22 protein-coding genes are annotated in these 26,921 nt (G+C 70.0%); 11 read left to right on the top strand and 11 right to left on the bottom strand.

Annotation, left to right across the window (positions count from 1 at the left end; translation table 11 throughout):
* The 5 genes from QNA08_RS18415 to guaB all read right to left on the bottom strand — a co-directional run.
* The coding region (locus tag QNA08_RS18415; RefSeq protein WP_283742191.1) for a tyrosine-type recombinase/integrase at positions 1–1,013 on the bottom strand (1,013 nt) is incomplete at its 3' end.
* A 294-nt stretch (positions 1,014–1,307) separates the two neighbouring features.
* Positions 1,308–2,900 (bottom strand): glutamine-hydrolyzing GMP synthase, encoded by a 1,593-nt coding sequence (gene guaA / locus QNA08_RS18410; RefSeq protein ID WP_283742190.1) that lies wholly within the window; start codon positions 2,898–2,900, stop codon positions 1,308–1,310.
* A 73-nt stretch (positions 2,901–2,973) separates the two neighbouring features.
* Complete coding sequence (locus tag QNA08_RS18405; protein WP_283742189.1) at positions 2,974–4,278, bottom strand: RsmB/NOP family class I SAM-dependent RNA methyltransferase; 1,305 nt, start codon at positions 4,276–4,278, stop codon at positions 2,974–2,976.
* Positions 4,279–4,354: 76 nt separating this feature from the next.
* Complete coding sequence (locus tag QNA08_RS18400) at positions 4,355–5,029, bottom strand: 5'-methylthioadenosine/S-adenosylhomocysteine nucleosidase (RefSeq protein WP_283742188.1); 675 nt, start codon at positions 5,027–5,029, stop codon at positions 4,355–4,357.
* A gap of 12 nt (positions 5,030–5,041) precedes the next feature.
* Entirely contained in the window at positions 5,042–6,535 is a 1,494-nt protein-coding gene (gene guaB / locus QNA08_RS18395; protein ID WP_283742187.1) for an IMP dehydrogenase, read from the bottom strand.
* Positions 6,536–6,870: 335 nt separating this feature from the next.
* On the opposite strand from guaB, the gene QNA08_RS18390 reads away from it, so the two are divergent.
* The gene (locus tag QNA08_RS18390; protein ID WP_422679952.1) at positions 6,871–8,319 is read left to right on the top strand and encodes a DHA2 family efflux MFS transporter permease subunit; all 1,449 of its coding nucleotides are present in this window, start codon (positions 6,871–6,873) and stop codon (positions 8,317–8,319) included.
* 291 nt (positions 8,320–8,610) lie between these two features.
* Here the strand turns inward: QNA08_RS18390 and QNA08_RS18385 are convergent, their stop codons facing one another.
* The 6 genes from QNA08_RS18385 to uxuA all read right to left on the bottom strand — a co-directional run bounded on the left by QNA08_RS18385 (position 8,611) and on the right by uxuA (position 15,102).
* Positions 8,611–9,405, bottom strand: coding sequence for a sterol desaturase family protein (locus tag QNA08_RS18385; protein ID WP_283742186.1), 795 nt, complete (start codon positions 9,403–9,405; stop codon positions 8,611–8,613).
* A gap of 107 nt (positions 9,406–9,512) precedes the next feature.
* Entirely contained in the window at positions 9,513–10,232 is a 720-nt protein-coding gene (locus QNA08_RS18380; RefSeq protein WP_283742185.1) for an RlmE family RNA methyltransferase, read from the bottom strand.
* Positions 10,208–11,263, bottom strand: coding sequence for a Ppx/GppA phosphatase family protein (locus tag QNA08_RS18375; protein ID WP_340322335.1), 1,056 nt, complete (start codon positions 11,261–11,263; stop codon positions 10,208–10,210). Before QNA08_RS18375 ends, QNA08_RS18380 begins: the two co-directional genes overlap by 25 nt.
* Positions 11,264–11,500: 237 nt before the next feature.
* A complete protein-coding gene (locus QNA08_RS18370) occupies positions 11,501–13,036 on the bottom strand; it encodes a 3-hydroxyacyl-CoA dehydrogenase (RefSeq protein WP_283742183.1) in 1,536 nt (511 codons plus the stop codon).
* Between the two features lies 1 nt (position 13,037).
* Positions 13,038–13,808: an enoyl-CoA hydratase-related protein gene (locus QNA08_RS18365; RefSeq protein WP_283742182.1), complete on the bottom strand. Its 771-nt coding sequence runs from the start codon at positions 13,806–13,808 to the stop codon at positions 13,038–13,040.
* 97 nt (positions 13,809–13,905) lie between these two features.
* On the bottom strand, positions 13,906–15,102 hold the full coding sequence (uxuA, locus tag QNA08_RS18360) for a mannonate dehydratase (RefSeq protein ID WP_283742181.1): 1,197 nt from the start codon (positions 15,100–15,102) through the stop codon (positions 13,906–13,908).
* Positions 15,103–15,282: 180 nt separating this feature from the next.
* On the opposite strand from uxuA, the gene uxaC reads away from it, so the two are divergent.
* The 10 genes from uxaC to QNA08_RS18310 form a co-directional block, all read left to right on the top strand.
* Positions 15,283–16,689: a glucuronate isomerase gene (gene uxaC / locus QNA08_RS18355; RefSeq protein ID WP_283742180.1), complete on the top strand. Its 1,407-nt coding sequence runs from the start codon at positions 15,283–15,285 to the stop codon at positions 16,687–16,689.
* On the top strand, positions 16,686–18,212 hold the full coding sequence (locus QNA08_RS18350; RefSeq protein WP_283742179.1) for a mannitol dehydrogenase family protein: 1,527 nt from the start codon (positions 16,686–16,688) through the stop codon (positions 18,210–18,212). Before uxaC ends, QNA08_RS18350 begins: the two co-directional genes overlap by 4 nt.
* A gap of 23 nt (positions 18,213–18,235) precedes the next feature.
* On the top strand, positions 18,236–18,991 hold the full coding sequence (locus tag QNA08_RS18345; RefSeq protein WP_283742178.1) for a FadR/GntR family transcriptional regulator: 756 nt from the start codon (positions 18,236–18,238) through the stop codon (positions 18,989–18,991).
* 46 nt (positions 18,992–19,037) lie between these two features.
* Positions 19,038–20,012: a TRAP transporter substrate-binding protein gene (locus tag QNA08_RS18340; protein WP_283742177.1), complete on the top strand. Its 975-nt coding sequence runs from the start codon at positions 19,038–19,040 to the stop codon at positions 20,010–20,012.
* A gap of 79 nt (positions 20,013–20,091) precedes the next feature.
* Positions 20,092–20,583: a TRAP transporter small permease gene (locus tag QNA08_RS18335; RefSeq protein WP_283742176.1), complete on the top strand. Its 492-nt coding sequence runs from the start codon at positions 20,092–20,094 to the stop codon at positions 20,581–20,583.
* 23 nt (positions 20,584–20,606) lie between these two features.
* Positions 20,607–21,932 carry a TRAP transporter large permease gene (locus QNA08_RS18330; RefSeq protein WP_283742175.1) on the top strand — a complete coding sequence of 442 codons (1,326 nt, stop codon included), beginning with the start codon at positions 20,607–20,609 and terminating at the stop codon, positions 21,930–21,932.
* 25 nt (positions 21,933–21,957) lie between these two features.
* A complete protein-coding gene (locus QNA08_RS18325) occupies positions 21,958–24,333 on the top strand; it encodes a glycoside hydrolase family 31 protein (RefSeq protein ID WP_283742174.1) in 2,376 nt (791 codons plus the stop codon).
* A gap of 307 nt (positions 24,334–24,640) precedes the next feature.
* Positions 24,641–24,868: a hypothetical protein gene (locus QNA08_RS18320; RefSeq protein ID WP_283742173.1), complete on the top strand. Its 228-nt coding sequence runs from the start codon at positions 24,641–24,643 to the stop codon at positions 24,866–24,868.
* A 64-nt stretch (positions 24,869–24,932) separates the two neighbouring features.
* A complete protein-coding gene (locus QNA08_RS18315; RefSeq protein ID WP_283742172.1) occupies positions 24,933–25,292 on the top strand; it encodes a hypothetical protein in 360 nt (119 codons plus the stop codon).
* A 121-nt stretch (positions 25,293–25,413) separates the two neighbouring features.
* Positions 25,414–26,921 (top strand): DNA translocase FtsK (locus QNA08_RS18310; RefSeq protein ID WP_283742171.1); only part of this gene is annotated, 1,508 nt, incomplete at its 3' end.

The following is a 26,921-nucleotide window of genomic DNA, read 5'->3' as shown; positions in this document are numbered from 1 at the left end:
CGCAGGTCATGGACGGTGAACGGCTCGAGCGGCAGCCCCACTTTCTTCGCCTGCTCCACGACGAGATAGGTGACACGATTGAAGGTAGCCCGCGACATCGGCGCATCGGCATCGTAGCGCGAAGGCAGGACGTACCGTGAGTTGCCGGCACAAGTCTTGAGGGCGATGAAGATGTCGAGCGCCTGGCGCGAAAGATAGACGTTGTGCGCCTTGGAGCGCTTCATCCGCTCCTTCGGGATCGTCCAGACGGCATTCTCGAAATCGATCTCGTCCCACACCGCGTCCTGCAGCTCGCTCTTCCGCACCATCGTCAGCAGGATCAGCTTCAGCCCGAGACGAATCGTCGGCAGCGTTGCGACATTCTCAAGCTGCTTGAGCATGATCCTGATTTCGGTCGGCGACAGCGACCGGTCCCTCGGGGTGAAATGAGCGATCGCCGAGGGGCCGACCTCATCGGCCGGATTGGCGACTTTCTCGCCGTGGAGGATGGCGAAGCTGTAGATCTGCTTGACGATGTCCCGAACGTGTAGCGCCGTCGCCGGCGCGCCGCGGTCGACGATGGCGCTGCAATGTGCCCGCAGACCGTCCGGCGTGATCTCCGTGAGAAGCCGCTTGCGCCACGCCGGCAGCAGCTCACGCTCGAAGATCGCCCGGCGCATGGACCGCGTGCTGTCGGCCATCGGCGCCATGGTGAGCCATTTCTCGCCGAACTCGCCGAAGCTCTTCGCCTCGAGAAGGCGCCGCTTGGCGCGCTGCTTTTCAAAGGCAGGCGAGCGCCCCTCCCGGATCATGCGCTTCGCGTCGATGCACAGTTCCCGCGCTCGCGCGAGCGAGATGCCGGCCTTGTCGTACCTCCCCAGCACGACGGTCTCGCGCCGCCCGTTCAGACGGTAGTCGAGGCGGAACGACACCGTTCCCGTCGTGCTCACCAGCACACACATACCGTCACGGTCGGTGACCTTGTACGGTTTCTCCTTTGGTTTCAGGTTCTTAAGCGCCACGTCCGTCAGCATCTCCGCACGCCTCTCGACCGCAATACCGTCAGCCGCTTCTGGGCCGCCGATCCGGCGATAATCGATTATATTTCAATGGCTTAGTTCACAAAAAATACCGTCATCGGCCATCTGGACGGTGACGGTAGCGGCAGGAGTCGGACTTGGCAACGGTATCGTGCACCGTCAGGTGGTCCGTCGGCGCCGATCCTAGCGGGCCGATAGATGTCGAACGTCAATCGACGTTTCTATATCTAGATCAATACGTTATATGGAAATCGCAGGATACTGCGGGATACCCTGGGCGGGTCTGAATTATTCCCACTCGATCGTTCCCGGGGGCTTCGAGGTCACGTCGTAGGTCACGCGGTTGATGCCGCGGACCTCGTTGATAATGCGGGTGGCGACGCGGCCGAGGAAGGCCATGTCGAAGGGGTAGAAGTCGGCCGTCATGCCGTCGACAGAGGTGACGGCGCGCAGGGCGCAGACGTGATCGTAGGTGCGACCGTCACCCATCACGCCCACCGTCCGCACCGGCAGGAGCACGGCGAAGGCCTGCCAGATATCGTCGTAGAGACCGGCGCGGCGGATCTCTTCCAGGTAGATCGCATCCGCCTTGCGCAGGATCTCGAGCTTCTCGCGGGTGATCCCGCCCGGGCAGCGGATGGCAAGACCCGGCCCCGGAAAGGGATGCCGGCCGACGAAGGCCTCGGGCAGGCCGAGCTCGCGGCCGAGCGCCCGCACCTCGTCCTTGAAGAGCTCGCGCAGCGGCTCCACGAGCTTCATGTTCATGCGCTCGGGCAGGCCGCCGACGTTGTGGTGGCTCTTGATGGTCACGGAAGGCCCGCCGGTGAAGGACACGCTCTCGATCACGTCCGGATAGAGCGTGCCCTGTGCCAGGAACTCGGCGCCGCCGATCTTCTTCGCCTCGGCCTCGAAGACGTCGATGAAAAGCTTGCCGATGGTCTTGCGCTTGACCTCCGGATCCGCAACCCCGTCGAGGGCGTTGAGGAAAAGCTCTTCCGCCTCAACGTGTACGAGGGGGATATTGTAGTTGTCTCTGAAGAGCGTCACGACCCGCTCAGCCTCCCCCATGCGCAGGAGCCCGTGGTCGACGAAGACGCAGGTAAGCTGGTCGCCGATCGCCTCGTGGATGAGGACGGCGGCGACCGCCGAATCGACGCCGCCCGACAGGCCGCAGATGACGCGGCCCTCGCCGACCTCGGCGCGGATGCGGGCGATGGCCTCCTCACGGAAGGCGGCCATCGTCCAGTCGCCGGAGCAGCCGGCGATCTTGCGCACGAAGTTGCGCAGCAGGGCTGCACCGTGCGGAGTGTGCACGACCTCTGGGTGGAACTGCACGCCGTAGAAGCGGCGCGCCTCGTCCGCCACCGCGGCGAAGGGCGCGTTCTCGGAGGTGGCCACCACCTCGAAGCCCTGCGGCAGGCGCGTGACGCGGTCGCCGTGGCTCATCCACACGGGGTAGCGCTCTCCCTCGAGCCACACGCCGTCGAACAGGGCGCTCGCCGTGTGCACCTCCACCTCGGCGCGGCCGAACTCGCGGTGATGGCCCCCCTCGACCTCGCCGCCGAGCTGGGCGGCCATGGTCTGCTGGCCGTAGCAGATGCCGAGCACCGGCACGCCCGCCTCGAAGATCGCCTGCGGCGCCCGGGGGCTCTCGCCCTCCGTGACGGACGCCGGCCCGCCGGAGAGGATGACGCCTCTCGGCTTCATGGCGGCGAAAGCCTCGGCCGCCTTCTGGAAGGGCACGATCTCGGAATAGACGCCCTCCTCGCGCACGCGGCGCGCGATGAGCTGCGTCACCTGGCTCCCGAAATCGACAATGAGGATCTTGTCGTGCTCGGGGGCGCTGCTTGCGGAGGGGCGGGAAGAAGGAGAGGCCGTCATGGGCCTCCGTTAAGGCATGACGCGGCGGCGCGCAACGGCCTCGCGCGTCGCAACGGCGCTGAGGCGCCGCGCCTCAGCCGTGTCGCAGGATCTTTACGAAGAAGCCGTCCGTGCCTGTCGTGAGCGGCGTGAGCAACAGCCCCCCGCCCGGCGTCTCGCGGGCCGGCAGGTCCGGCATCCCGGCCGTCTCCTTCACGGCGGCGGGCGGCTGCGGCGCGAATCCCGCGTGACGGCTCAGGAAGCCCGCCACGGCCTCGTCGTTCTCCTCGGGCAGGAGCGAGCAGGTGACATAGACGATGCGGCCACCGGGCTTCACGAGCGCGGCGGCACGCGCGAGCACGACCTGCTGGTCCTTGGCGCGCTCGGCGAGGCTGCCGGGGCGCAGGCGCCACTTCGCGTCCGGATTGCGCCGCCAGGTGCCCGTGCCCGTGCAGGGGGCGTCGACAAGCACGCAGTCGACCGTGCCGGCGAGATCGGCGAGCGGGTCCGGGCGCTTCGGGTCATAGCGCCCCTTGGGCGCCCGGACCTCGACATTCGCCGCACCCGAGCGTCCGATGCGGGCATAGATCGGCGCGAGGCGGCGCGTGTCGACGTCGGTCGCATAAATCCGCCCCTCGTTCGCCATGGCGGCGGCAAGCGCCAGCGTCTTGCCCCCCGCCCCGGCGCAGAGGTCGACGACCCGCTCGCCCGGACGCACGCCGGCGAGCATGGTCGCGATCTGCGAGCCCTCGTCCTGGATCTCGAACCAGCCTTGGAGGAAGCTGTGCTCGGACTGCAGCGACGGGCCGCGTCCGTCCTCCCCGACAGCGAAGCGCAGGCCGACGGGCGACAGGGGCGTGGAAGTCGGCGCGTAATGGGCGAGCTCCGCCTGCACAGCCTCGCGCGTCGCCCGGAGGGTGTTCACGCGCACATCGAGCGGCGCGCGCGCCGTCAGCGCCTGCAGCTCCGGCACGAGATCGTCACCGAACACGCGGGTGAGCGAGGGTTCGAGCCAGGCCGGGAAATCGCCGGCGACCGCCGCCGGCGCGCCGTCGAGCGAGGCGCCGGCAAGGCGGGCCCGCTCGTCGGCGCTCAGGGGTTCCGGCGCATGGCGCTCGCCCGAGCACAGCGCTGCGATCGCCTCCGGGGCGAGCCCTCGTTGCAGCGCGAGCATGCCGAGGGCGACGGCGCGAGGCGTCGCATTCCCCATGACGAAGGCGGCCGACGCCTTCCGGCGCAGCGCGTCGTAGACGAGGCTCGCGACCGCGGCGCGGTCCCTCGAGCCGGCGAAGCGGCGCGCCAGCCCCCAGTCCTTCAGGGCGTCTGCGGCGGGGCGCCGGCGCGTCTCGATGTCGGACAGGACCTCGATGGCAGCGGCCAGGCGGGCGGAAGGGGTCATGCTCTCACGGAGGGTTGGGACCGGGAACGGATGCGGAAAGCAGCCGGCTCATTCGCTGCGCCACCCGGGAACGAAGTCAAGCGCCGGCCCCGCCGGCGCGTCTGCGGAAGGACAGCGCACCCGATGCGAGGGCCTGCGCGAAGAGGTCGAGCGCCCCCGCCAGACGCTCGTCGACGACATGGAGATACTCGGTCCAGTCGTGCAGGCCCGTGAGGTCGTCGCGCCCGTCGCTGATGCCGCGCAGACCGATCAACGGCAGGTCGAAGCACCGCGCGGCGCGCAGGACGGCGTAGGTCTCCATGTCGACCATGTCGGCGTCGATCGCGTCGTAGGCCGCGCCCGAGACGATGTCGCCGCCCGTCGACAGGGAGGCCGCGGGCACGCCGGGAATGCGGTGGGCGATGGGCACGGCCGCCGGCTCGTCCAGGAACGGGGTGCAGCCCCTGGGAAAGCCGAGGAGGGATGCGTCCATGTCGCGGTACGAGACGCTCGACGCCTGGTAGACCGCCGCGTGTTCGAGCCGCCGCGACCCCGCCGAGCCGAGGCAGAGCACGAGGTCGGGCAGCCGGCCTGCGGCATCGAGGGCGGCAAGTGCGGCGGTCGTCGCGACGGCGGCCTCCACCGGGCCAACGCCGGTGATCAGCGGATCGATGCGCCGCCTGAGATGGGCGCCGTACTCCTGCTCCGTCGCCATGACGAAGAGAACCTCGACGCCCTCGATCAGGGCCACGTGTCGCGATGGCTCGGTCATGCCCTGTCCGCCTCACCCCCGCGTCGGATAGTTGGGGCTCTCGCGCGTGATGGTGACGTTGTGCACGTGGCTCTCCTGCAGGCCGGCGCCTGTGATGCGGACGAACTCGGCCTTCTCGCGCAGCTCTTCGAGCGTGGAGGCGCCGACATAGCCCATGGCGGCGCGCAGGCCGCCGGCGAGCTGATGCAGCACGCTCGACACCGGGCCCTTGTAGGCGACCTGCCCCTCGATGCCTTCGGGCACGAGCTTCAGCGCATCCTTGATGTCCTGCTGGAAGTAGCGGTCGGCCGAGCCGCGCGCCATGGCGCCCACCGAGCCCATGCCGCGATAGGCCTTGTAGGACCGGCCCTGCCACAGGAAGACCTCCCCCGGCGTCTCGTCGGTGCCCGCGAGCAGCGAGCCGACCATGGCGCAATGGGCGCCGGCGGCGAGCGCCTTGGCGAGATCACCCGAGAACTTGATGCCGCCGTCGGCAATGACGGGAATGTCGGCGGTGGAGGCCGCCGAGACAGCGTCCATGATGGCGGTGAGCTGCGGCACGCCGACGCCGGCGACGATGCGCGTGGTGCAGATGGAGCCCGGGCCGATGCCGACCTTGACGGCGTCCGCGCCGGCGTCGATCAGCGCCCTGGCGCCGGCGGCGGTCGCCACATTGCCGGCGACGACCTGCACGGCGTTCGACAGCTTCTTCACCCGCGTCACGGCGTCGAGCACCTTCTGCGAATGGCCGTGGGCGGTGTCGACGACGAGCACGTCGACGCCCGCGTCGATGAGCATCTCGCAGCGCAGGAAGCCTTCTTCGCCCGTCGTCGTGGCGGCGGCGACGCGCAGGCGGCCCTGCTCGTCCTTCGCCGCATTGGGATAGGCGACCTGCTTCTCCATGTCCTTGACGGTGATCAGGCCGATGCAGCGGTAGTGATCGTCGACGACGAGCAGCTTCTCGATGCGGAACTGGTGCAGGAGGCGCTTGGCCTCGTCCTGGCTCACACCCTCGCGCACCGTGATCAGCCGATCCTTCGTCATCAGCTCGGAGACGCGCTGGTCCGGGTTGGTGGCGAAGCGCACGTCGCGGTTCGTCAGGATGCCGACGAGCTTGCCCTTGTGGCCGGCGGGCCCGCGCTCCACCACCGGAATGCCGGATATGTTGTGCGCCTTCATGAGGGCGAGCGCCTCGGCGAGCGTCGCCTCCGGATGGATGGTCACCGGGTTCACCACCATGCCGGATTCGTACTTCTTGACGAGGCGCACCTCGTCGGCCTGGCGCTCGGGCGTCAGGTTGCGGTGGATGACGCCCATGCCGCCGTTCTGGGCCATGGCAATGGCCATCCGCGCCTCCGTCACGGTGTCCATGGCGGAGGCGAGAATCGGCAGGTTGAGGGTGATCGAGCGCGTCAGGCGCGTGCGGATGTCGACCTCGCCCGGCAGCACCTCGGAATGCCCGGGTTGAAGCAGCACGTCGTCGAAAGTGAGCGCTTCGCGGAAGGAACCGTCGCGGATGACCGGCATCGCCAACCCTTTCGTCAAAGGCGGGTGCGGCTGCGACATCGCCCCGCTGTCTTGAAGCCCGCTGCTTTGGAGTTGGCAGCGGCCTGTAACACGTGAACGGCCGCGGCGTCGAGGGGCTTTCGCCGCATTTTTTCGCACCGCACACAGACCGGGCCCCGTTCGGTTTCCGCCGCCGTGCGAAAGGGGGCGATACCCCGCCAAGGGCGCGGGGCGGCCGGGTTGCGCCGGGCGCATGGGCGCTTGCCTGCGATTGCACCCGCCGCCCGTTCGCTGCCGCAATTCACGTGATAAGCAGGATTTTCAGGCTCCCAGGCGCTGCTGCAGGTCTGCCCCCCGTGTCCCGCACCATGCTCGTGCCGCTCATCGTGGCCACCGCCCTGTTCATGGAGAACATGGACTCGACGGTGCTCGCGACCTCGCTTCCGGTGATCGCGACAGACCTCAAGGTCGACCCCATCGCGCTCAAGCTCGCGCTGACCTCCTATCTCGTCAGCCTCGCCGTCTTCATCCCGGTGAGCGGCTGGATGGCGGACCGCTTCGGGGCGCGCACGATCTTCCGCGCCGCCATCGCCGTCTTCATGGCCGGTTCGCTCCTCTCGGCCCTCGCCAGTTCGCTCGCCTGGTTCGTCTTTGCCCGCTTCGTGCAGGGCATGGGCGGGGCCATGATGGTGCCCGTCGGCCGTCTCGTCATTCTGCGCAGCGTGCCCAAGAGCGAGATGGTGCAGGCACTCGCCTGGCTCACCATCCCCGCCATGATCGGCCCCGTGGTCGGGCCGCCGCTCGGCGGCTTCATCACCACCTATTTCGACTGGCGCTGGATCTTCTTCATCAATATTCCGATCGGCCTGCTCGGCATCCTGCTCGCGAGCGTCTTCATCGAGAACGTGCGCGAGGAGGACGTGCCGCCGCTCGACCTCAAGGGCTTCGCGCTCACGACGGTCGGCCTGTCGACGCTGATGCTGGGATTCGCCACGAGCGGTCGCCACCTCGTCTCGACGGAGGTGTCCCTCGCCTGCGTCGTCACCGGCGCCGTCACGCTCATCCTCTACTGGCAGCATGCCCGGCGCGCGCCGAACCCGGTCATCGACCTGAATCTCCTGCATATTCCGACCTTTCGCGCCGGCGTCCTCGGCGGCTCGCTCTTCCGCGTCGGCGTGGGCGCGGTGCCCTTCCTGCTGCCGCTGATGCTGCAGATCGGCTTCGGGCTCAATGCCCTGCAGTCCGGCCTCCTGACCTTCGCGGCGGCGGCCGGCGCCATGTTCATGAAGACGCTCGCCGGCGCCATCCTGCGCCGCTTCGGCTTCCGCAACGTCTTGATGTTCAATGCCGTCGTCGCCTCAGCCTTCATCGCCGCAAGCGGCCTGTTCACCCCGGCCACGCCGCACGGCGTCATCATCACCGTCCTGCTCGCGGGCGGCTTCTTCCGTTCACTGCAGTTCACCAGCATCAACGCCGTCGCCTATGCCGACGTGTCGAACCGGGAAATGAGCCTTGCCACGAGCTTTTCGAGCGTTGCCCAGCAGCTCTCGCTCAGCGTCGGCGTCGCGGCGGGCGCCTTTGCCCTCGAGGCGACGGGCTGGCTGCGCGGCACCAACGGCCTGCAGCCGCAGGACTTCTGGCCGGCCTTCGTTGCCGTGGCCCTCGTCTCCGCCACCTCGCTCGCCTATTGGATGCGCCTCGATCCCGCCGCGGGTGCCGAGGTTTCCGGCCACGTCGCACGCCGCGTGGAGAGCGCGCGCAAGATAACCGCCCAGGCGATCCAGGAACACGCCCGGGGCAAGTGACCGGGGGCACTGCATCCGGGACGAAGTCCCATCTACCGGGAGCTCACGCCGAGAGGGTTACGCGGGATATCCCACGGTCATCCCGGGCGGCCGGGGGCCCAACCCGGGGTCCAGAACCGATGTAGGGAACCCGGAGGCCAGACACCGACCGTGCCCCGCCTCGACCTGGATCGCGCCTCGAATTGCCGCCCAGGCGGCCCCTTCGGGTCGCGCAGTCGTGTTGTGGCTCCCGGAGCGGCGGTGTGAGAACCGGACAGCATCACGCCCAGACGAGGCCGGCCCGCCCGTTCCTCACCGCTCGCCGGAGCGGAAGGGTTGCGTCAGCAGGCGGTCGAGCCAGCGCTCGCGGCGCTCGCGGAAGATGGGCAGGCCGAGCGTCATGCCGTCGTGGCCGGCCTTCGGCTGGGCGCGGTAGGTGCCGAACAGCCGGTCCCACCACGGCAGGTTGAAGCCGAAGTTGCTGTCAGTCTCGGGCCGGTCCGTCGAGTGGTGCACACGGTGCATGTCGGGCGTCACCACGATCCAGCGCAGGATGGCGTCGAGCCGCGCGGGCATGCGGATATTGGCGTGGTTGAACATCGAGGTCGCATTGAGAAGCACCTCGAAGGTGAGCACGGCCCCCGGCGAGGCGCCGAGCGCGATGATGACGGCCGCCTTGATGCCGAGCGACAGCAGGATCTCGATGGGGTGGAAACGCCCGCCCGTGGTGACGTCGATCACCGTGTCGGCATGGTGCATCCGGTGCAGCCGCCACAGCACCGGGATGTGGTGGAAGGCGACGTGCTGGGCATAGATCGCGAGATCGAGGACGAGAACGGCGAGGACGAATTCGAGCCATGCCGGCCAGTCCGTCGCATTGAAGAGGCCGAGGCTCCAGACCTCGGCGGCCAGAGCCACGCCGACGGCGGACGCCGGGGCGACGAGGCGCACCGCGACCGCGTCGAGCACCAGGATGCCGAGATTGTTCGTCCAGCGCACCAGCCGATCGGGATCGTCACCACGACGTGGCGCAAGGATCTCCCACAGCGCCATGGCGGCGGCGACGGCGAGAAAGATCTCGACCCTGACGAGCGCCTCACCGTTCATCGATCGCCCCTTTCCGCTCCGTCGCCGGCCGGCAGTTCCCGATCCCCGAAGGAAGGTAGGTGCTCACCGGCGAAAGCGCGACGGTCGACACCGGAAGGGCGGTCTTCTCAGGCAGGTTCCTTCGCCCCGCCGCGGAAGCCCGTGGCGAGCACATAGAGTTCCGAGGAATCGGCGCGGCTCGCCGCCGGCTTGACATGGCGAACGACGGCGAAGTCGCGCTTCAGGTCCGCGAGCAGTGTGTTCTCCGTGCCGCCCTGCAGGACCTTCGCGAGGAAGATGCCGCCGGGCGCCAGAACCTGGCGGGCGAAATCGACCGCCGCCTCGGCGAGGCCCATGATCTTGAGATGGTCGGTCTTCTTGTGGCCGGTGGCATTGGCGGCCATGTCCGACATGACCACGTCCGCCGGCCCGCCGAGCAGGGCGAAGAGCTTGTCCGGCGCCTCCGGCGCGAGGAAGTCGAGCTGCACGAAATCGACACCCGGGATGGGCTCGATGTCGAGAAGGTCGATGCCCACCACCCTGCCCCTGCCGGGCGCACCGACCTTCCTCGCCGCCACCTGCGCCCAGCCGCCCGGGGCGGCACCGAGGTCGACGACGCGCTGGCCGGGCTTCAGGAGACGGTACTTCTCGTCCATCTCGAGGAGTTTGTAGGCCGCCCGCGAGCGGTATCCCTCGCGTTTGGCGCGCGCGACGTAGGGGTCGTTGAGCTGGCGCTCCAGCCAGCGCGTCGACGCGACCGACCGCTTGCCCGCCGTCCTGACGCGCACCTTGAGCGCGCGCACGCCGTCCTTGCCCTTCTCGCTCACGACGACCGTCTTCCCTGCCATGCGCCGTCTTCGCGCATCAGTGTCATCAGGATTCCTTCCCGCAGGCCCCGGTCGGCGATGCGCAGCCGCTCGCTCGGAAAGGCTCGGCGGATCGCCTCCAGGATGGCGCAGCCGGCGAGCACGAGATCGGCCCGCTCTCGACCGATGCACGGATTGGCCGCGCGGTCGGCATAGCCGGTCGTCACCAGCCGGTCGATGACGCGGCTGACGTCGCAGCCGGCCATCCACAGGCCGTCCACCTGCCGGCGGTCGTAGCGCGGCAGGTCGAGATGGACACCGGCGATCGTCGTCACCGTGCCGGAGGTGCCGAGAAGGTGAAAGCCGCGGGCGTGGCGCGCCGGTTTGGCCCGTTCCGCAAAGCCGGTGAGAAGGCGCTCGACCTCGCGCACCATGGCCTCGAAGCTCTCGCGCGTCACGTGGACGCCGCCGTGGCGCTCGGCGAGCGTGACGACGCCGGTCGGCAGCGATTCCCAGGCGCGCACACGCTGGCACGGATCGGTACCGTGGCGCTGCGCGCCGCCGGCAAGCCAGATGATCTCCGTGGAGCCTCCGCCGATGTCGAAGACCACGACGCCCTCAGCCTGCGGATCAGCGAGGCTCGCGCAGCCCGTGACGGCGAGGAACGCCTCCGTCCGCCGGTCGACGACCTCGAGCGACAGGCCCGTCTCGCTGCGCACGCGCTCGATGAAGCTCGGGCCGTTGTCCGCGGCACGGCACGCCTCGGTGGCGATCAGCCGGGCGCGGACGACGCCGCGCGCATCCATCTTGGAGCGGCAGACCTTCAGCGCCTCGATGGCCCGCTCGATGGCCGCGTCGCTCAGATGCGTCGCGCTGCCGAGGCCCTCGCCCAGCCGCACGATGCGCGAAAAGGCGTCGATGACGCGAAAGCCGTAGTACGTCGGTTCGGCCACCAGGAGCCGGCAGTTGTTGGTGCCGAGGTCGAGCGCGGCGTAAGCCGGGCCGCGGGCGCCGCGCCAGGGCCGGCGTCGCCGCGGCCGGTGCGTGCGCACAGGCCCCTTCGCGGGCGACATCTCCCCGCCGACATGCCCGTTCGCAAGCCCGTCGACCCGGGCTTGTCGCAAACTCTCCTGCCGAGGAGCGGAGGCTGATCCGCCGCTCGCGCTCGCCTCGTCGCTGACCGTCACGGTCCAAATTCCTTCGTGCGGCGGTGCTCCGCCATGCGGCTCACCGGGCCACGCGATACTCTTCGCGGGGAGAGTAACAGCGGCAGGGCGACGGTGCCAAGCGCGTTGGGCGGGCATCCGCCGTCAGCGGCGCGCCGCCTCCCCGGCGAGCAGGGAGAGGCCGAGCCGCGCCCGGCGCGAGAGCCAGAGGCTCGGGCGGTAGCGCGGATCACCGGTGGCCGTCTGCAGGGCCTCCAGCACGGCGAGAACCCGCGCCGGCCCGAGGCGATCGCCCCAGGCGAGCGGCCCGTGCGGATAGCCGAGGCCGAGCCTTACCGCCGTATCGATGTCGGCAGGGCTGGCGATCCGGTTCTGCGCGATGTCGCAGGCGATGTTGACGATGGTCGCGACGACACGCTGCGCCACGAAGCCGGGGCTGTCGTCGATCAGCGTGACCGGGGTGCCGTCGGCTGCAAACAGGGCCGCTGCGGCATCGCGGAACTCCGGTAATGTCGCCGGATTGACCATGACGGTGCGGCGGCGTGCGAGTCCGAAAAGGGTATCGACGGCGACGAGGCGGGAGGGGGCGAGACCATTGGCGAGCGCGGTCGTCGTGGCGTCGTGCCCCAGGGGGGCGGTGACGATGAGGGAAGCGTCGGCAGGGGTTTGGCCTTCGTCGACGGGCCAGCCGGCCGCGCGCACGAGGTCCGCGAGCGCGCCTGCCGCGGCCGGCTCGTGGCAGGCGCCGATCCAGACCGGTCGCGCCGCGGGAGCCGCTGCCGGCGTGCGTGGCGCCGGCACCGGCTTGCCGTCCTCATAGGCATAGAAGCCACGGCCAGTCTTGCGGCCGAGAAGCCCGGCCTCGAGACGCTGGCGCAGGAGGTAGGAGGGGCGAAAGCGCGGCTCGTCGTAGAATTGGCGGTAGATGCTCTCCATCACGGGTTGCGACACGTCGAGCCCGATGAGATCGAGTAGCTCGAACGGCCCCATGCGGAACTCCGCGGCGTCTCGCAGAATCCCGTCGACCTCGGCGGGGCTCCCCACGCCTTCCTGCAGGACTCTGAGGGCTTCCGTGCCGAAGCCGCGACCGGCGTGGTTGACGACGAAGCCGGGCGTGTCGGCCGCCCGCACCGGCGCATGTCCGGCGCGTTCGGCGAGGACGGCGAGCGCATCGACGACCCAGGGTGCCGTGAGCGCGCCCGGCACGACCTCGACGACGCGCATCAGCGGCACCGGATTGAAGAAGTGGAAGCCCGCGACCCGCTCCGGCCGCCGGCAGCCCGCCGCGATGGCCGTGACCGACAGGGAGGAGGTGTTCGTCGCCAGGATGCAGGTGTCGCCGACAATGGGCTCGAGCCAGGAGAAGAGCGCACGCTTGGCGGCCAGGTCTTCGACGATGGCCTCGACAACAACATGGCAGCCAGCGAATTCCTCGTCCGATATCGCGGGCACGAGCCGGGCTGCGGCAGCCGCGGCGGCCTCGGCCTTCATGCGACCCTTCTCGGCCAGCATGGCAAAGATGGCGGCGAGCGTGTCGCGGGCATCGGCCGCGGCGCCCTCCCGCGAATCGAGGAGCCTGACGGTGGCCCCGGCCGCGGCCATGATCTGCGCGATGCCGCGGCCCATGGTGCCGGTGCCGACGATGCCCACGATGAGGTCCGGACGGGTGGCGTCGAGCATGTCAGCGCCCCTCGTAGGCGGGTTTGCGCTTGTCGAGGAAGGCGGCCATGCCCTCCTTCTGGTCGCGCGAGGCAAAGAGGAGCTGGAAGGCCTTGCGCTCCAGGGCGAGCGCCGCGTCGAGCGGGGCGTCGGCGCCGAGCCGCATCACCTCCTTGATCTGGCGCACGGCGAGCGGTGGCATGGCCGCGATCGTCTCGGCGAGCGCGAGAGCGCGCTCGAGCACTTGCGTGTCCGGCACCACCTCGCTGACGAGGCCCATCGCCTCGGCCTCGCGGGCCTTCACCGGCTCGCCCGTCAGGAGCATTTTCATGGCCTTGAACTTGCCGACGGCACGCAGGAGGCGCTGCGTGCCCCCCGCTCCCGGCATGATGCCGACGCGGATTTCAGGCTGGCCGAAGCGAGCCCCCTCCCCGGCCACGATGATGTCGGCGTGCATCGCGAGCTCGCAGCCGCCGCCGAGCGCATAGCCGTTGACGGCCGCCACGATCGGCTTCGGGCAATCGGCGATCGCCGCCCAGACGACATGCGTCTGGCGGAGGAGGAGATCGACGGGCATCGCCTCGGCCATCTCGCGCAGGTCCGCACCCGCTGCGAAGGCCTTGTCGTCCCCGGTGACGACGATGGCCCGCACGGTCTCGTCGGCGGCCAGCGCGCGCATGTGCTCGGCAAGCAGGGTCCGCACCGCCGTGTTCAAGGCATTGCGCGCCTCGGGCCGGTTGAGGCGCAAGAGCGCCACCCCCGACCGCGGCCGCTCGATCTCGACCTCGGCCACTCTCTTCCTCCCGCCTGGTTCGACCTCTTGTGTCTCACCGCCGCGGAAGGGGCGCAAGTATGCCGGCTGCGCACCGCCGGGGGCCGGGCCCGGCACCTCAGAGGGCGTGCCCCCGCAAGGAGGCGACGGCCCTCATGACGCCGCGGATCTCGGCGAGGCCGCGCAGACGGCCGACAGCCGGATAGCCGGGCTGGGTCTTGCGCGTCAGGTCGTCCAGGAGTTCGTGGCCGTGGTCCGGGCGGAAGGGGATGCGCCAGTCCGCTTCGCCCGCATCGCGGCGCCGGGTCTGTTCGGCGAGCAGCGCCTCGACGAGGGCCACCATGTCCGTGTCGCCGTCGAGATGCGCCGCCTCGGCGAAGGAGCCGTCCGGCTCGTTCCTGACGTTGCGCAGATGCGCGAAGCCGATGTGGGCGGCGAAGCGCCGGGCAATCGCCACGACATCGTTCTTCGGATCGGCCCCGAAGGAGCCGGCGCAGAGCGTGAGACCGTTGGCCGGGCTCGGACAGGCGCCGAGCAGGAAGGCGACGTCCTCCGCCGAGCCGACGACGCGCGGCAGGCCCATGAGCGGGCGCGGCGGATCGTCAGGATGGATCACCAGGCGGATGCCGTATTCCTCTGCGGCCGGGACGACGGCCTTCAGGAAGCGGGCGAGATTGTTGCGCAGGCCCTCGCGGCCGAGACCCCGGTACCGCGCCAGCGCCCGGCGCAGGGCATCGAGGTCGTAGCCCTCGAAAGAACCTGGCAAGCCTGCGGCCACCGTGGCGACGAGCTTCGCCCTCTCGCCTTCCGAGGCGGCGTCGAACCACGCCCGCGCCCGGGCGACGAGTGCCTCGCCGTGCTCCTCCTCCGCGCCCGGCCGCGCGAGCAGGAAACAGTCGAAGGCAGCGAAGGCGACCGCATCGAAGCGCAGGGCCCGCCCACCCCCGACGACGGGCGAGGCGAGATCGGTGCGCGTCCAGTCAAGGACCGGCATGAAATTGTAGCAGACGGTGCGCAGGCCTGCGGCCGCGAGGTTGCGCAGGCTTCCCCGGTAGGCGTCGAAGAAGGGCGAGAGATCCCCCTCCCCGATCTTGATCTCCTCGGCCACCGGCACGCTCTCGACCACGCTCCAGCGCAGGCCGAGCGCGCCGTCGCCCTCGATCAGCGCCTTGCGCGCCTTGATCTCGTCCAGGCTCCACACCTCGCCGGCGCGGCGCTCGTGCAGCGCCGTGACGATGCCGGTAGCGCCAGCCTGCCGCACGTGCGCCAGCGAAATCGGATCGCGCGGGCCGAACCAGCGCCAAGTCTGTTCCATCGTTCGCCTCCTGAACCGGGGGGAGGGGGAACGGATAGCGCGAAGCCGGCTTGATGGTCAATTGGCCTGACCAATACTTGACGGCCGCGCCCACCGCGACCATGATGCCCCGCAATCGTGACACAACCCGTTGCCGGGTCCGGCCCGCAGTCATCGGGCCGCGATCCCTCGGAGCAAGACATGTCCCTGATCCATGAGGACCGCCTGTTTCCCGCCGACGCGGCGGCGCGTGCGGTGGCGCGGCGGCTCTATGCGTCGGTCAAGGACCTGCCCATCGTCTCCCCGCACGGACATACCGATCCGGCCTGGTACGCGCAGAACGCCGCCTTTGCGGATCCGGCGGCGCTGCTCGTCGTGCCCGACCACTACATCTTCCGCATGCTCTACAGCCAGGGCGTGCGGCTCGAGGATCTCGGCATCGCCACGGTGGACGGCACGCCCGTGGAGGCCGACCCGCGTGCCATCTGGCGGCGCTTCGCGGCGCACTACCACCTCTTCCGGGGCACACCGACGCGGCTGTGGCTCGACCACACCTTCGCCACCCTGTTCGACCTCGACGTGCGCCTGTCGGAGCGGACGGCCGACCTCTATTACGACCACATCGCCGAGCGCCTCGCCAGGCCCGAATACCGCCCGCGGGCCCTGTTCGATCGCTTCAACATCGAGGTGATCGCCACGACCGAGAGCCCGCTCGACGATCTCCGCCACCATGCGGCGATCCGCGCCTCCGGCTGGAACGGCCGGGTCGTGACGGCCTACCGCCCCGATCCCGTTGTCGATCCGGACTTCGCCGGCTTTCGAGACAACGTCCGCGCCCTCGGCGAGATCACCGGCTGCGACGTCGGCACCTTTGCCGGCTATCTGGAGGCGCACCGCAGGCGCCGCGCCTATTTCAAGGAATTCGGCGCGACCTCGACCGACCACGGTCATCCGACGGCGCGCACGGCCGACCTGTCGCCCGTGGAGACGGAGGCGCTCTATGCCCGCGTCATGGGTGGCAGCGCCACGGCGGAGGACGCCGAGCTGTTCCGCGCGCAGATGCTGACCGAGATGGCAGCGATGAGCCTCGATGACGGGCTCGTGATGCAGATCCACCCGGGCTCGGCGCGCAACCACAACCCGCGGCTCCTTGCCCGCTTCGGCCGCGACAAGGGCGCCGACATCCCGACCCGCACCGACTATGTCGGGGCGCTGAAGCCGCTGCTCGACCGCTTCGGCAACGAGCGCGCCCTCACCGTCATCGTCTTCACCCTCGACGAGACGACCTACGCACGCGAGCTCGCGCCGCTCGCCGGACACTATCCGGCGCTGCGCCTCGGGCCGGCGTGGTGGTTCCACGATTCCCCCGAGGGTATGCGCCGCTTCCGCGAGCAGACGACGGAGACGGCGGGGTTCTACAACACTGTCGGCTTCAACGACGACACGCGCGCCTTCCCCTCGATCCCGGCGCGGCACGACGTGGCGCGGCGTATCGACTGCGCCTTCCTCGCCGAGCTTGTCGTGGGCCACCGGCTCGACGAGGACGAGGCCCACGAACTCGCCCACGACCTCGCCTATCGCCTGGCCAAGGAGGCATACAAGCTGTGACCCTCGCCAGCCCCGTGTTGCCGCGGCTCGCCGCCGCCTCCCTCGCCGCCCTGCCGGTCGCGGTGGAGAAGCCGCGCTACGACCGCGCAGCGGTGACGACGGGCATCGTCCACCTCGGCATCGGCGCCTTCCATCGCGCGCATCAGGCCGTCTATACCGACGATGTGCTTGCCACGGGCGACACGCGCTGGGGCATCGTCGGCGCGAGCCTGCGCAGCCCCGACACGCGCGACGCGCTCAATCCGCAGGGCGGTCTCTACACGCTGGCGGTGCGCGGCAACGAAGGCGAGCGGCTGCGCCTCGTGGGCGCCATCCGCGATGTGCTCGTCGCCCCCGAGAGCCCGCAGGCCCTGCTCGACGCCTTGTGCCGGCCCTCGGTCGCCATCGTCAGCCTGACGGTGACGGAGAAGGGCTACTGCCACGATCCCGCCACCGGCGCGCTCGACGAGCGACACCCGGACATCGTGCACGACCTCGCCCGGCCGGACGCGCCGCGCTCGGCCATCGGCTTCCTCGTCCGCGCCGTCGCGCGCCGCCGGGAGCTCGGCCTGAAACCCTTCACGGTGCTGAGCTGCGACAATCTCCCCTCGAACGGGCGCACGTTGCATCGCATCCTGTCGCGCTATGCCGCCCTCGTGTCGCCCGAACTCGGCACCTTCGTCGCCGGCGAGATCGCCTGCCCGGACACGATGGTCGACCGCATCGTGCCGGCGACGACGGACGAGGACAGGGCGCGGATCGCCGCGGCCCTCGGCGCGGCCGACGCCTGGCCGGTGGTCACCGAGCCCTTCACGCAATGGGTCATCGAGGACCGCTTCGCCTCGGGCCGGCCGGCATGGGAGGCCGCGGGTGCGACCCTTGTCGCCGACGTGGCGCCCTACGAGACCATGAAGCTGCGCCTGCTCAACGGCAGCCACTCGGCGCTGGCCTATCTCGGCTATCTCGCCGGCCGCGAGACCGTGGCGGCGGCCATGGACGAGCCGGGCATCGCGGCCTTCGTCGCCGCCCTCATGGACGACACGGCGCCGACGCTCGCCCTGCCGCCGGGCGCGGACGTCGAGGGCTACAAGCGTTCGCTCGTCGCGCGCTTCCGCAATGCGGCGCTCAGGCATCGCACCTGGCAGATCGCCATGGACGGCTCGCAGAAGCTGCCGCAGCGCCTGCTGGCCACCATCCGCGACCGTCTGGCGAAGGGACTGCCTGTGGAGCGCCACGCCCTCGGCGTGGCCGCATGGATGCGCTACGTCACCGGCGTCGACGAGCAGGGACGGCCGATCGACCTGCGCGATCCCCTCGCCGCCGACCTCGCCGCCGCGGCGCGCGAAGCCGGTCCGGTGGCGGAGCGCCTCGCCCCGGCGCTCCTCGGCATCAAGAGCATCTTCGGCGAGGACCTGCCGGCCGACGCGCGCTTGCGCGCGGCCATCGTGGGGGCGCTGGCCGCGCTCTACCGTCAGGGGGCGGCTGCCACGGCCGCTGCCTATGCCCGCGGCGCCGGCGGCGCCATGGGCGAAGCAACGATTTGAGGATCGACAGGCGAGGCGGAACCATGCCCTTCCGCATGATCGAGCAGCAGCGGCTCTACCAGCAGGTGGCGGAGCAGATCCTCGCCCTCATCCAGTCGGGCGAGATCAAGGTCGGCGACCGGCTGCCGCCGGAGCGCGACCTCTCCAAGCGCCTCGGCGTGAGCCGGCCGACGGTGCGCGAGGCGATGATCGCGCTCGAGCTCGCCGGCATCGTCGAGGTGCGCATCGGCGCCGGCACGACCGTCGTCGGCGCGCCCATGGGCGACAAGCCTCTCGCCCGCTGGCTCGAACCGGCCGGCCCCGGTCCGATCGAGCTCGTCGAGGCGCGGCGCATGCTGGAGCGCGAGGTGGCGGCCGTCGCCGCCGCCGAGGCGACGGCCGCCCATCTTGCGGCCATCGCCGAGACGCTCACGAAGATGCGCGCGGCCGAGGACACGGAAGCCCACCGCGCCGCGGACCGCCTGTTCCACACGCGCATCGCCGAGGCGACGGGCAACGCCGTCGTCGCCTCTCTCGTCGACGGCCTGTGGGGCGAGATGTACTCGCCGCTCTTCGAGCGCCTCGGCCATCTCTCCGGCCTCATCCCGCAGGGCCACCCGCGCACGCTCGCCGAGCACGAAGCGATCTACGCCGCGCTCGCGGCGCATGATGCCGTCGCCGCGCGAGCAGCCATGGACGCCCATCTCGTCACAGTCGCCTCGGTCCTGTCGCAGGACGAGGACGCCCCGAAGATGACCGGGACCACGAACCACGAGAGAAAGCCGGTGGCCGCGGACTGACCGGCCCATCGGACGGAACAAGTGAGCCCAAAGGAGGGAGTTGCACATGTTGAGGACGTTTCTGCGCCTGACGGCGCTGGCGGGCACACTCGCCTTCGCTGCCCTGCCAGCCCATGCTGAAACCAAGCTGCGCATCGGCCACAATCAGCCGGAGGCGCATCCGACCCACACCGTGCTCCTGCAGTTCGCCGACAAGGTGAAGGAGCTCAGCAAGGGCGAGGTGACGGTCACCGTCATTCCGAATTCCCAGCTCGGCGACGCCCGCGCCATGCTGGAGCAGGTGCAGAACGGCGTTCTCGACATGAGCGTGTCGAGCGTCGCGTCGCTCGAGGCCTTCGTGCCCGAGTTCAAGGTCTTCAACCTGCCCTACCTGTTCGACAGCCGGGAGCACTTCTTCAAGGTGTTGGAAGGCGAGTTCGGCTCCGCCCTCCTCGAAGCCGGGCGCAAGAAGGACATCGTCGGCCTCTTCTACATGGACGCCGGCGCGCGCAGCTTCTACGCCAAGAAGCCGATCAAGACGCCCGACGACCTCAAGGGCATGAAGATCCGCGTGCAGCCGAGCCCGACCAACCTCAAGATGATCGAGCTCATGGGCGGCGCGCCGACGCCGATCGCCTGGGGCGAAGTCTTCGCCGCCCTGCAGAACGGCGTGGTCGACGGCGCCGAGAACAACGTCACGGCGCTGACTATCGCGCGCCACGGCGAGGTGGCCAAGGTGTTCTCGCGTGACGAGCACACCCGCCTGCCCGACATCGTCCTCGTCGGCACGGCGACGCTCGACAAGCTGTCGAAGGCCCAGCAGCAGGCCCTTCAGCTCGCCGCCAAGTTCGCCGCCGCCGAGCACAAGAAGGCCTGGGCCGCCGCCGAGGAGACCGAGGAAAAGAAGGCGCGCGAGATGGGGGTGACCTTCGCCGAGGTGGACAAGGCGGCCTTCCGCGAGAAGACGAAGCCGATGATCGAGGAAGCGCGCAAGGACAAGCTCCAGGCGAGCGTCATCGACCGCATCGCGGCGAGCCGGTAGCCCGCCCGCCCTGTCCCTTTCCGCCAAACGTCGCACCGCGGCGGCTTCGCCCGCCGCGGCGCCCACCGGGAGGAAGAAGATGCTCGCGGCCCTCAAGAATGCCGTGGACGCCGCCCTGCGGCTCTTCATCGGGCTGATCGTCTGCGTGCTGCTCGCGGCCGTCGTCTGGCAGGTTGTCTCGCGCTACGTGCTCAACGCGCCGAGCACCATCACCGAGGAGGTTTCGCGCTACGCCCTCATCTGGCTCGGCCTCATGGGCACGGCCTATGCCGTCGGCCAGGGGCGCCACATGGCCTTCACGACGCTCGTCGGGGCCCTGCCGCCGCAGCGCGGCGCCCTCCTCCTGCGCTTCGCCAACCTGCTTGTCCTTGCCTTCGCCTCGGTCGTCATGGTCGGCGGTGGCTGGCGCCTGACCTATCGCGTCTTCATCCGCGAGCAGCTCTCCTCGGTCATGGAAATCCCCATGGCCTACGTCTACGCGGTCGTGCCGCTCGCCGGGGTGCTCTGCGTCTTCTACGCCGTGCTTGCGCTTCTCGACCACCGCTTCCTCGTCGAGCCGGTCTCCGACTGACCGCCATCTCCGGGACCGCACCCATGCTCTCCGCCATCATCCTCTTCGGCACGCTCGCCGTGCTCCTCGTCCTCGCCGTCCCGGTGAGCTGGTGCATCGGCATCGCAGCCTTCCTGGCGCTGCTCGTCGAGCTCGCCGTCGACCGCGCCCTGTTCCTCGCCGCGCAACAGATGGCGACTGCGCTCGATTCCTTCGCCCTCGTCGCCCTGCCGATGTTCGTCCTCTCCGGGCACATCATGAACACCGGCGGCATCGCGCGCCGGCTCATCGAATTCGCCAAGGTGGTGGTGGGCTGGCTGCCCGGCGCCCTCGCCCACATCACCGTCGTCGCCAACATGCTCTTCGGCGCCATCTCGGGCTCGGCGGTGGCGGCCTGCGCGGCGGTCGGCGGCCTGATGGCGCCGATCCAGCGCAAGGAGGGCTACGACCCGCGCTTCTGCGCCGCGGTGAACATCTGTTCCTCGCCCACGGGCCTCCTCATCCCGCCGAGCGGGGCCTTCATCGTCTATTCGGTGGTGGCCGGCGGCGTCTCGATTTCGGACCTGTTCCTCGCCGGCTACCTGCCCGGCATCGCCATGGGCCTCGGCATCATGGTGTGGGTCGCCTACGTCGCTTGGCGCGACAGGCTCCCGCGCCATCCGGTGGAGGGCGGCGCGCGCGAGGCCCTCGCCAAGTTCGTCGATGCCCTGCCCGCTCTCGGCCTCATCGTCGTCGTGGTCGGCGGCATCGCCTTCGGCGTCTTCACGGCGACGGAAGCCTCCGCCATCGCCGTCGTCTATTCGCTCGCGCTTGCCGCGCTCTACCGCGAGATGAAGCTGTCGCAGCTCTGGCCGCTCTTCGTCGAGACGGCCACGGGCACGGCCGTCGTGCTCCTCATGGTTTCGGCCTCGATGGTCATGTCGTGGGTGATGGTCAACGCCGGCATGCCGAAGGCCCTCTCGGCCTGGCTCCTCGGCCTCTCCGACAACCCCTACGTCATCCTGGCGCTCATCAACGTCGTGCTGCTCGTGATGGGCACCTTCCTCGACATCACGCCGGGCCTTCTCATCTTCACGCCGATTTTCCTGCCCGTGGTGACGAACCTCGGCATGGACCCGGTGCATTTCGGCGTGATGATCGTCTTCAACCTGTGCATCGGCATCGCCACGCCGCCTGTCGGATCGACGCTCTTCATCGGCGCCGCCGCGGCGGGTGTGTCGCTACAGTCGGTGAACCGGCCGATGCTGCCGATGTTCGCGGCGATGATCGTCGTGCTCTACCTCATCACCTACGTGCCGTGGTTCAGCCTCGCCATCCCGCGCGATCTCGTGCCCTGGCTCGCGGCCATCTTCGGCACGTCGCCCGCCTGATGCCCGGTATCCTCGGAGCGATCCCATGAAGCCCCTCACCGGCGCGCGCCTCGCCGAGGCGCCGACCACAACCGCGCGCCTCGAGACCACCGATGGTCACCGCCTGCATCTCTGGCTCCTCGCCGAGGGCATCGGCCGCCTCCTCGTCGAGCGCCCGGACGGCCTGAGGGCAAAGCGCACCTGGTCGATCGAGACCGATACCGCCCCCCTGCCCTTCGAGGGGCGCGAGCGCATGTCGGTCGAAGGTCTCTCGCCGCAGCCGCTCACCGTCGAAGAGGACGAGGCGCGCATCACGCTGACCGGCGGCGACCTGCGCGTCGTCGTCGACCGCGCGCCCGTGCGCCTAGCGTGGTTCCGTCGGACGGGGGCCGGCTGGTCTCCCCTCGTCGAGGACCGCCCCACCCAGGCACTCCTGTTCGACCGGCGGGGGTCGCGCTTTGCCCACTATGTCCGCCGCGCCGCGGACGAGCGCGTCTTCGGCCTCGGGGAGAAGTCGGGCGACATGGACCGCACCGGCCGGCGCCTGCGCATGGCGATCGTCGATGCCATGGGCTACGATGCCGAAACCTCAGACCCGCTCTACAAGCAGATCCCCTTCTGCATGATCCACCGGGCGTGCGACGGCGTCGCCACCGGGCTCTTCTACGACAACCTAGCGCCGGCCGCCTTCGACCTCGGCGCCGAGATCGACGCCTACCACGGCGACTACCGCAGCTTCGCGGCGGAGGACGGCGACCTCGATCTCTACGTCATCGCAGGTCCGACGCCGGCGGAGGTGACGAAGCGCTTCCTCGCGCTCACCGGCCGCACCACCTTCGGCCCGCGCTGGAGCTTCCGCTACTCCGGCTCCACCATGGCCTATACGGAGGCCGAGGATGCGCAGGCCCGGCTCGGCGAATTCCTGAAGCTCTGCGCCCAGCACGACATTCCGTGCGGCTCCTTCCAGCTCTCGTCCGGCTACACTTCCATTGCCGGCAAGCGCTACGTCTTCAACTGGAACCACGACAAGTTCCCGGACCCGCGCCGCCTCGCCGCCGATTTCGCGGCGGCCGACATGCGGCTCGCCGCGAACATCAAGCCGGCCATGCTCCTCGACCATCCGCGGCTCGATGAGGTGCGCGCCTTCGGCGGCTTCATCCGCGACGCGGACGCGGATGTCCCGGCAACCTTCTACTTCTGGGGCGGCGACGCGCATCATCTCGACTTCACCAATCCCGCCACCGTCGCCTGGTGGAAGGGCGAGGTGAAGCGCCAGCTCCTCGACCTCGGCATCGCCGCCACCTGGAACGACAACAACGAGTGTGAGATCGCCGACGATGCCGCCCGCTGCCACGGCTTCGGCGAGGAGACGCCGCTCGCGCTCATGCGGGCGCTGCAGCCCATCCTCATGATGCGCGCCTCGATGGAGGCGCAGGCCGAGCATGCGCCGGACTTGCGCCCCTTCCTCATCTCGCGCGCCGGTGGACCCGGCCTGCAGCGCTACGCCCAGACGTGGACCGGCGACAACCGCACCGCCTGGAAGACGCTGCGCTACAACCTGCGCATGGGCCACGGCTGCGTCCTCTCCGGCCTCTACAACTTCGGCCATGACATCGGTGGCTTCGCCGGGCCGCGGCCCGACCCGGAGCTCTTCGTGCGCTGGGTGCAGCAGGGCGTCTTCCTGCCGCGCTTCACCATCCACTCCTGGAATGACGACGGCAGCGTCAACGAGCCGTGGATGCACGCCGAGGTGCTGCCGATCGTCCGCGACTTCATGCACCTCCGCGAGCGGCTCGTACCGCTCCTCTACACGCTGGCCTGGCGCGCGCATACGCGGCACGAGCCAATCGTCGCGCCGACCCTCTGGCACTTCCCGCACGATGCCGGCTGCTGGGTCGAGAACGACGAGTTCATGCTGGGTGAAAGCCTCCTCGTCGCGCCCGTCGTCGAGCAGGGCGCGACGAGCCGCCGCCTCTACCTGCCGGCCTGCCCGGAGGGCTGGTGCGAGCTCGATACCGGCGCCTGGCACGCCGGCGGGCAGACGGTGAGCGTCGATGCGCCCCTCGAACGCTGCCCCGTCTTCGTCCGCGGCGGACACGCCGTGCCGCTCGGCCCGTCGCCGGCGGACAGCAGCGGCACGCTGACCTGGTGCGTCTACGCCTCCCCGGTTCCGGTCGAGACAGCGACCGTCGTCTTTGACGACGACGGGTTGACGCATGGCTGGAAGCAGGGGGCCTACGCGCTCCTCACGCTCGCGGCCTCGGTCGGCCCGGATGCGGCGAAAGCACGCCTGACGCGCCGCGGCCCCCTCCCGCCACGCTGGACGAGCGTGGAGGTGGTCGGCGTCGGGGCCCTGGCCGCCAATCGCCGGGGTTTCGAAAGGGTGGCGCGCGAAAGCATCGCGACCGCCCCGGCAGCCTGAGCCGCGCCGGGGCGCGAGCCGCATTGCCGCGTCGGCTGTGGCCGCCTCCCCGGCCGCTTCGTTCGCCATTTTGTCAACGCAATCTCATTCCAGCTTGCAGCGGTATCATTTTCCTCCCCTCGGATCTCCCACTCGACCCCGTCATTGGCGGGGTCTTCCTTTATGCGGCCTTCATGCGCCGCCGCCGGACACATCCCGTTACTTCATGTCCAGTAATCGGCGGGACCCGTTGCAACGGCCGGTTGTGCTTGAATGGCCAATGGCGTGCGGCGCCGGTCGCACGTTGTTCCGCGGAGGCGAGGGGACCATGGACCATTTCGGCCTGACCGCCGAATTCGCCTGCGAATCGTGCGGCAGCAATTCGATCGTCCTTCCCGACGTCCTGACTGACGACGCCGCGATCACCTGCAGCGGTTGCGGGGCGGCGCTCGGCTCGTGGCGCACCTTCAAGGACCGCGTCAAGCGCGTCGTCGCCGCGGACCTCGTCGCCAAGGGACGGGATCCGAACGGCAATCCGGATCTGACGTCGCCCTGAGGCGGAGCCGGCGTGTCCGGCATGCGGCATGCGCCGCAGGCCGGCCAGTGCGGGAGGAGGCGCCATGTTGCGCTCAGGTTTCGTGGCTCTCGGTGTCATTGCTGGCGCCGAAGCCGCTCTCGCCGACCCTTCGGGAAGCTATACCGTCGAGGGCACGAATCCGGGCGGCCGGGTCACCTATTCCGGTTCGGTCGTGGTGTCCCGGCGCGGCGAGGCGTTCCGGGTCGCCTGGCGCATCCAGGGGCGCAACCTCTCGGGCACAGCCGTCGGCAACGACGATGTCCTCGCAGTGGGATACATCGCCAACGGCAGCGCCCCTGGCGTGGCGGTCTTCCTCCGTCAGGATGACGGGACCTGGCGGGGGCTCTGGACCTTCTTCGGCCGCACGACGGTCGGCACCGAGACCTGGACACCACGCCCCTGAATCGCGGCCGACCGCAGCGGCCGGCGCGGCGGTCCTAATCCTCCCTTAACCTTCAGACGTCCTATTTCGCGGGTGATCCCGCTTCGGCGGACGAGAGTTCCCACGGCCCCCGCTATCGTCCATGCGCACCACGAGACGGCCCCCCTTTCCCGCCGATTCGTCCATCGACCTGCCGGCCGGTGACGGCTCGCATGGCAGCGCCTTCGACGGCGCGGTCCGGTGGGGCAGCGCCTCGCTGGGCGCGATCATGCACGGCTTCATGAGCCTCAAGGCGACGCTGGCACGCCGGCTTGCGCCACCGCCACCGCCGCCGCGCTATACGATTGCCGCACGCCGGGGCGACATGCGCATCGAACGCCGCGAGCCGCCCCGCGACGAACCGCCGGCGGTGTTCCAGGCCGCCTACCGGCCGGCGGCGCCGCTGGTCCCTCGTCCCCCGGCAGGCGCGCCGGCGGCCGCACATCCGGCAAGCAGCCATGCCGGCGATGCGGCGGCGCGCCTGCCGACGCCAGCTGTCACGCCTGCCGTTACGCCCACCGTCGCTCCCACGTGGCAAAGGCCGTTTTCACTGCCGCCGAATGTCCGCTTCACGCGCACGCCGGACCATGTGCTGCGGTTGCGGGCGAAACAGGCAGCCGAAGCTGCAGAGCAGGCGGCGCGGGCGGCCGCGCCATCGGCCACGGAGACCGAGCCGCCCACCACCGACGAGACGAGCGCCCTCCCGATCCCCGCGGGCGCCGAGCCTCAGCCGGTGCCCATCTGGCAGCGCCCCTTCGTCCTGCCGCCCAATGCGAGCTTCACGCGCACGCCCGACCACGTGCTGCGCGAGCGCCGGAAGCAGCGCGCGACGGAGCCTGAAGACGAGGGACAGCCGGCCGCCGCCGCCGCGGAGGAACCCGCCGCGCCGACCGCGGAAGTGCCCGCGTCAGGGATCGTCGTGCCATTTCCCCTGCCCGCCCGGTCGCTCGACACCGATGACCGCATGTCACACGACATGCCTGCGGACGGACCTGCCGGGGATCCGATCGCAGAGGAAGCCGCGGAGCCCGAAGACGCCACGCCTTCTTCGCCGGCGCCCCTGCCCTCCGCCGTCGAGCGCATCCTTCGGCACCTGCCGACAGAAGCCCGGCCGCCGGCCTGCGAGCAGGACAACGACCTGCTGCCGGCGTCCGTGCCTCTCGTCGAAGACGCGGAATCGACGGCCGTGGAGGCCGAGCCCACGGGGCCCGGCGCCCCGGTCAACGCGTCCGCCGCCTCCAACGACAACCGTCCCGGGCTCGAAGAGCCCCGGATCCTCGCCCTGCCGACGCCGCTTGCGGCCGCAGCGGCGCGCCCGTCCGCGGGCGCTGCGCCCACTCCGCCGACGCGCGACGCCGCGGTTGTGCACGCCGCGCCCCGGTCGGAGGCTTCGCGGCGGCGGCAGGCGGGCGACGGTGCGGCCTACGAACTGCCCCCACTTGAGCTCCTCAGCGAGCCGCTCGTCTCGGGCATCGAGGCCGAGTCGGCGGAGACGTTGAAGGACAAGGCGGTGATCCTCGAACAGGTTCTCGCCGACTTCGGGGTTCGTGGGGAGATCATCAACGTGCGTCCGGGCCCGGTGGTGACCTTGTACGAGCTGGAGCCGGCGCC

Source organism: Chelatococcus albus (assembly GCF_030067675.1).
GTDB classification, from domain to species: Bacteria; Pseudomonadota; Alphaproteobacteria; order Rhizobiales; family Beijerinckiaceae; genus Chelatococcus_A; species Chelatococcus_A albus.
Note: the sequence above shows the minus strand (reverse complement) of the source record. Positions and strands in the feature narration are given on the sequence as shown.

Bases quoted from the DNA above. Each gene is read 5' to 3' on its own strand.
- QNA08_RS18340 (WP_283742177.1), top strand. From the start codon at position 19,038: ATGTTGAGGACGTTTCTGCGCCTGACGGCGCTGGCGGGCACACTCGCC.
- QNA08_RS18335 (WP_283742176.1), top strand. From the start codon at position 20,092: ATGCTCGCGGCCCTCAAGAATGCCGTGGACGCCGCCCTGCGGCTCTTC.
- QNA08_RS18405 (WP_283742189.1), bottom strand. From the start codon at position 4,278: ATGACCCCTTCCGCCCGCCTGGCCGCTGCCATCGAGGTCCTGTCCGAC.
- uxaC (WP_283742180.1), top strand. From the start codon at position 15,283: ATGTCCCTGATCCATGAGGACCGCCTGTTTCCCGCCGACGCGGCGGCG.
- QNA08_RS18400 (WP_283742188.1), bottom strand. From the start codon at position 5,029: ATGACCGAGCCATCGCGACACGTGGCCCTGATCGAGGGCGTCGAGGTT.
- QNA08_RS18325 (WP_283742174.1), top strand. From the start codon at position 21,958: ATGAAGCCCCTCACCGGCGCGCGCCTCGCCGAGGCGCCGACCACAACC.
- QNA08_RS18370 (WP_283742183.1), bottom strand. From the start codon at position 13,036: ATGCTCGACGCCACCCGTCCGGACCTCATCGTGGGCATCGTCGGCACC.
- QNA08_RS18330 (WP_283742175.1), top strand. From the start codon at position 20,607: ATGCTCTCCGCCATCATCCTCTTCGGCACGCTCGCCGTGCTCCTCGTC.
- guaA (WP_283742190.1), bottom strand. From the start codon at position 2,900: ATGACGGCCTCTCCTTCTTCCCGCCCCTCCGCAAGCAGCGCCCCCGAG.
- uxuA (WP_283742181.1), bottom strand. From the start codon at position 15,102: ATGGAACAGACTTGGCGCTGGTTCGGCCCGCGCGATCCGATTTCGCTG.
- QNA08_RS18375 (WP_340322335.1), bottom strand. From the start codon at position 11,263: ATGTCGCCCGCGAAGGGGCCTGTGCGCACGCACCGGCCGCGGCGACGC.
- QNA08_RS18315 (WP_283742172.1), top strand. From the start codon at position 24,933: ATGTTGCGCTCAGGTTTCGTGGCTCTCGGTGTCATTGCTGGCGCCGAA.
- QNA08_RS18320 (WP_283742173.1), top strand. From the start codon at position 24,641: ATGGACCATTTCGGCCTGACCGCCGAATTCGCCTGCGAATCGTGCGGC.
- QNA08_RS18345 (WP_283742178.1), top strand. From the start codon at position 18,236: ATGCCCTTCCGCATGATCGAGCAGCAGCGGCTCTACCAGCAGGTGGCG.
- QNA08_RS18380 (WP_283742185.1), bottom strand. From the start codon at position 10,232: ATGGCAGGGAAGACGGTCGTCGTGAGCGAGAAGGGCAAGGACGGCGTG.
- QNA08_RS18385 (WP_283742186.1), bottom strand. From the start codon at position 9,405: ATGAACGGTGAGGCGCTCGTCAGGGTCGAGATCTTTCTCGCCGTCGCC.
- guaB (WP_283742187.1), bottom strand. From the start codon at position 6,535: ATGCCGGTCATCCGCGACGGTTCCTTCCGCGAAGCGCTCACTTTCGAC.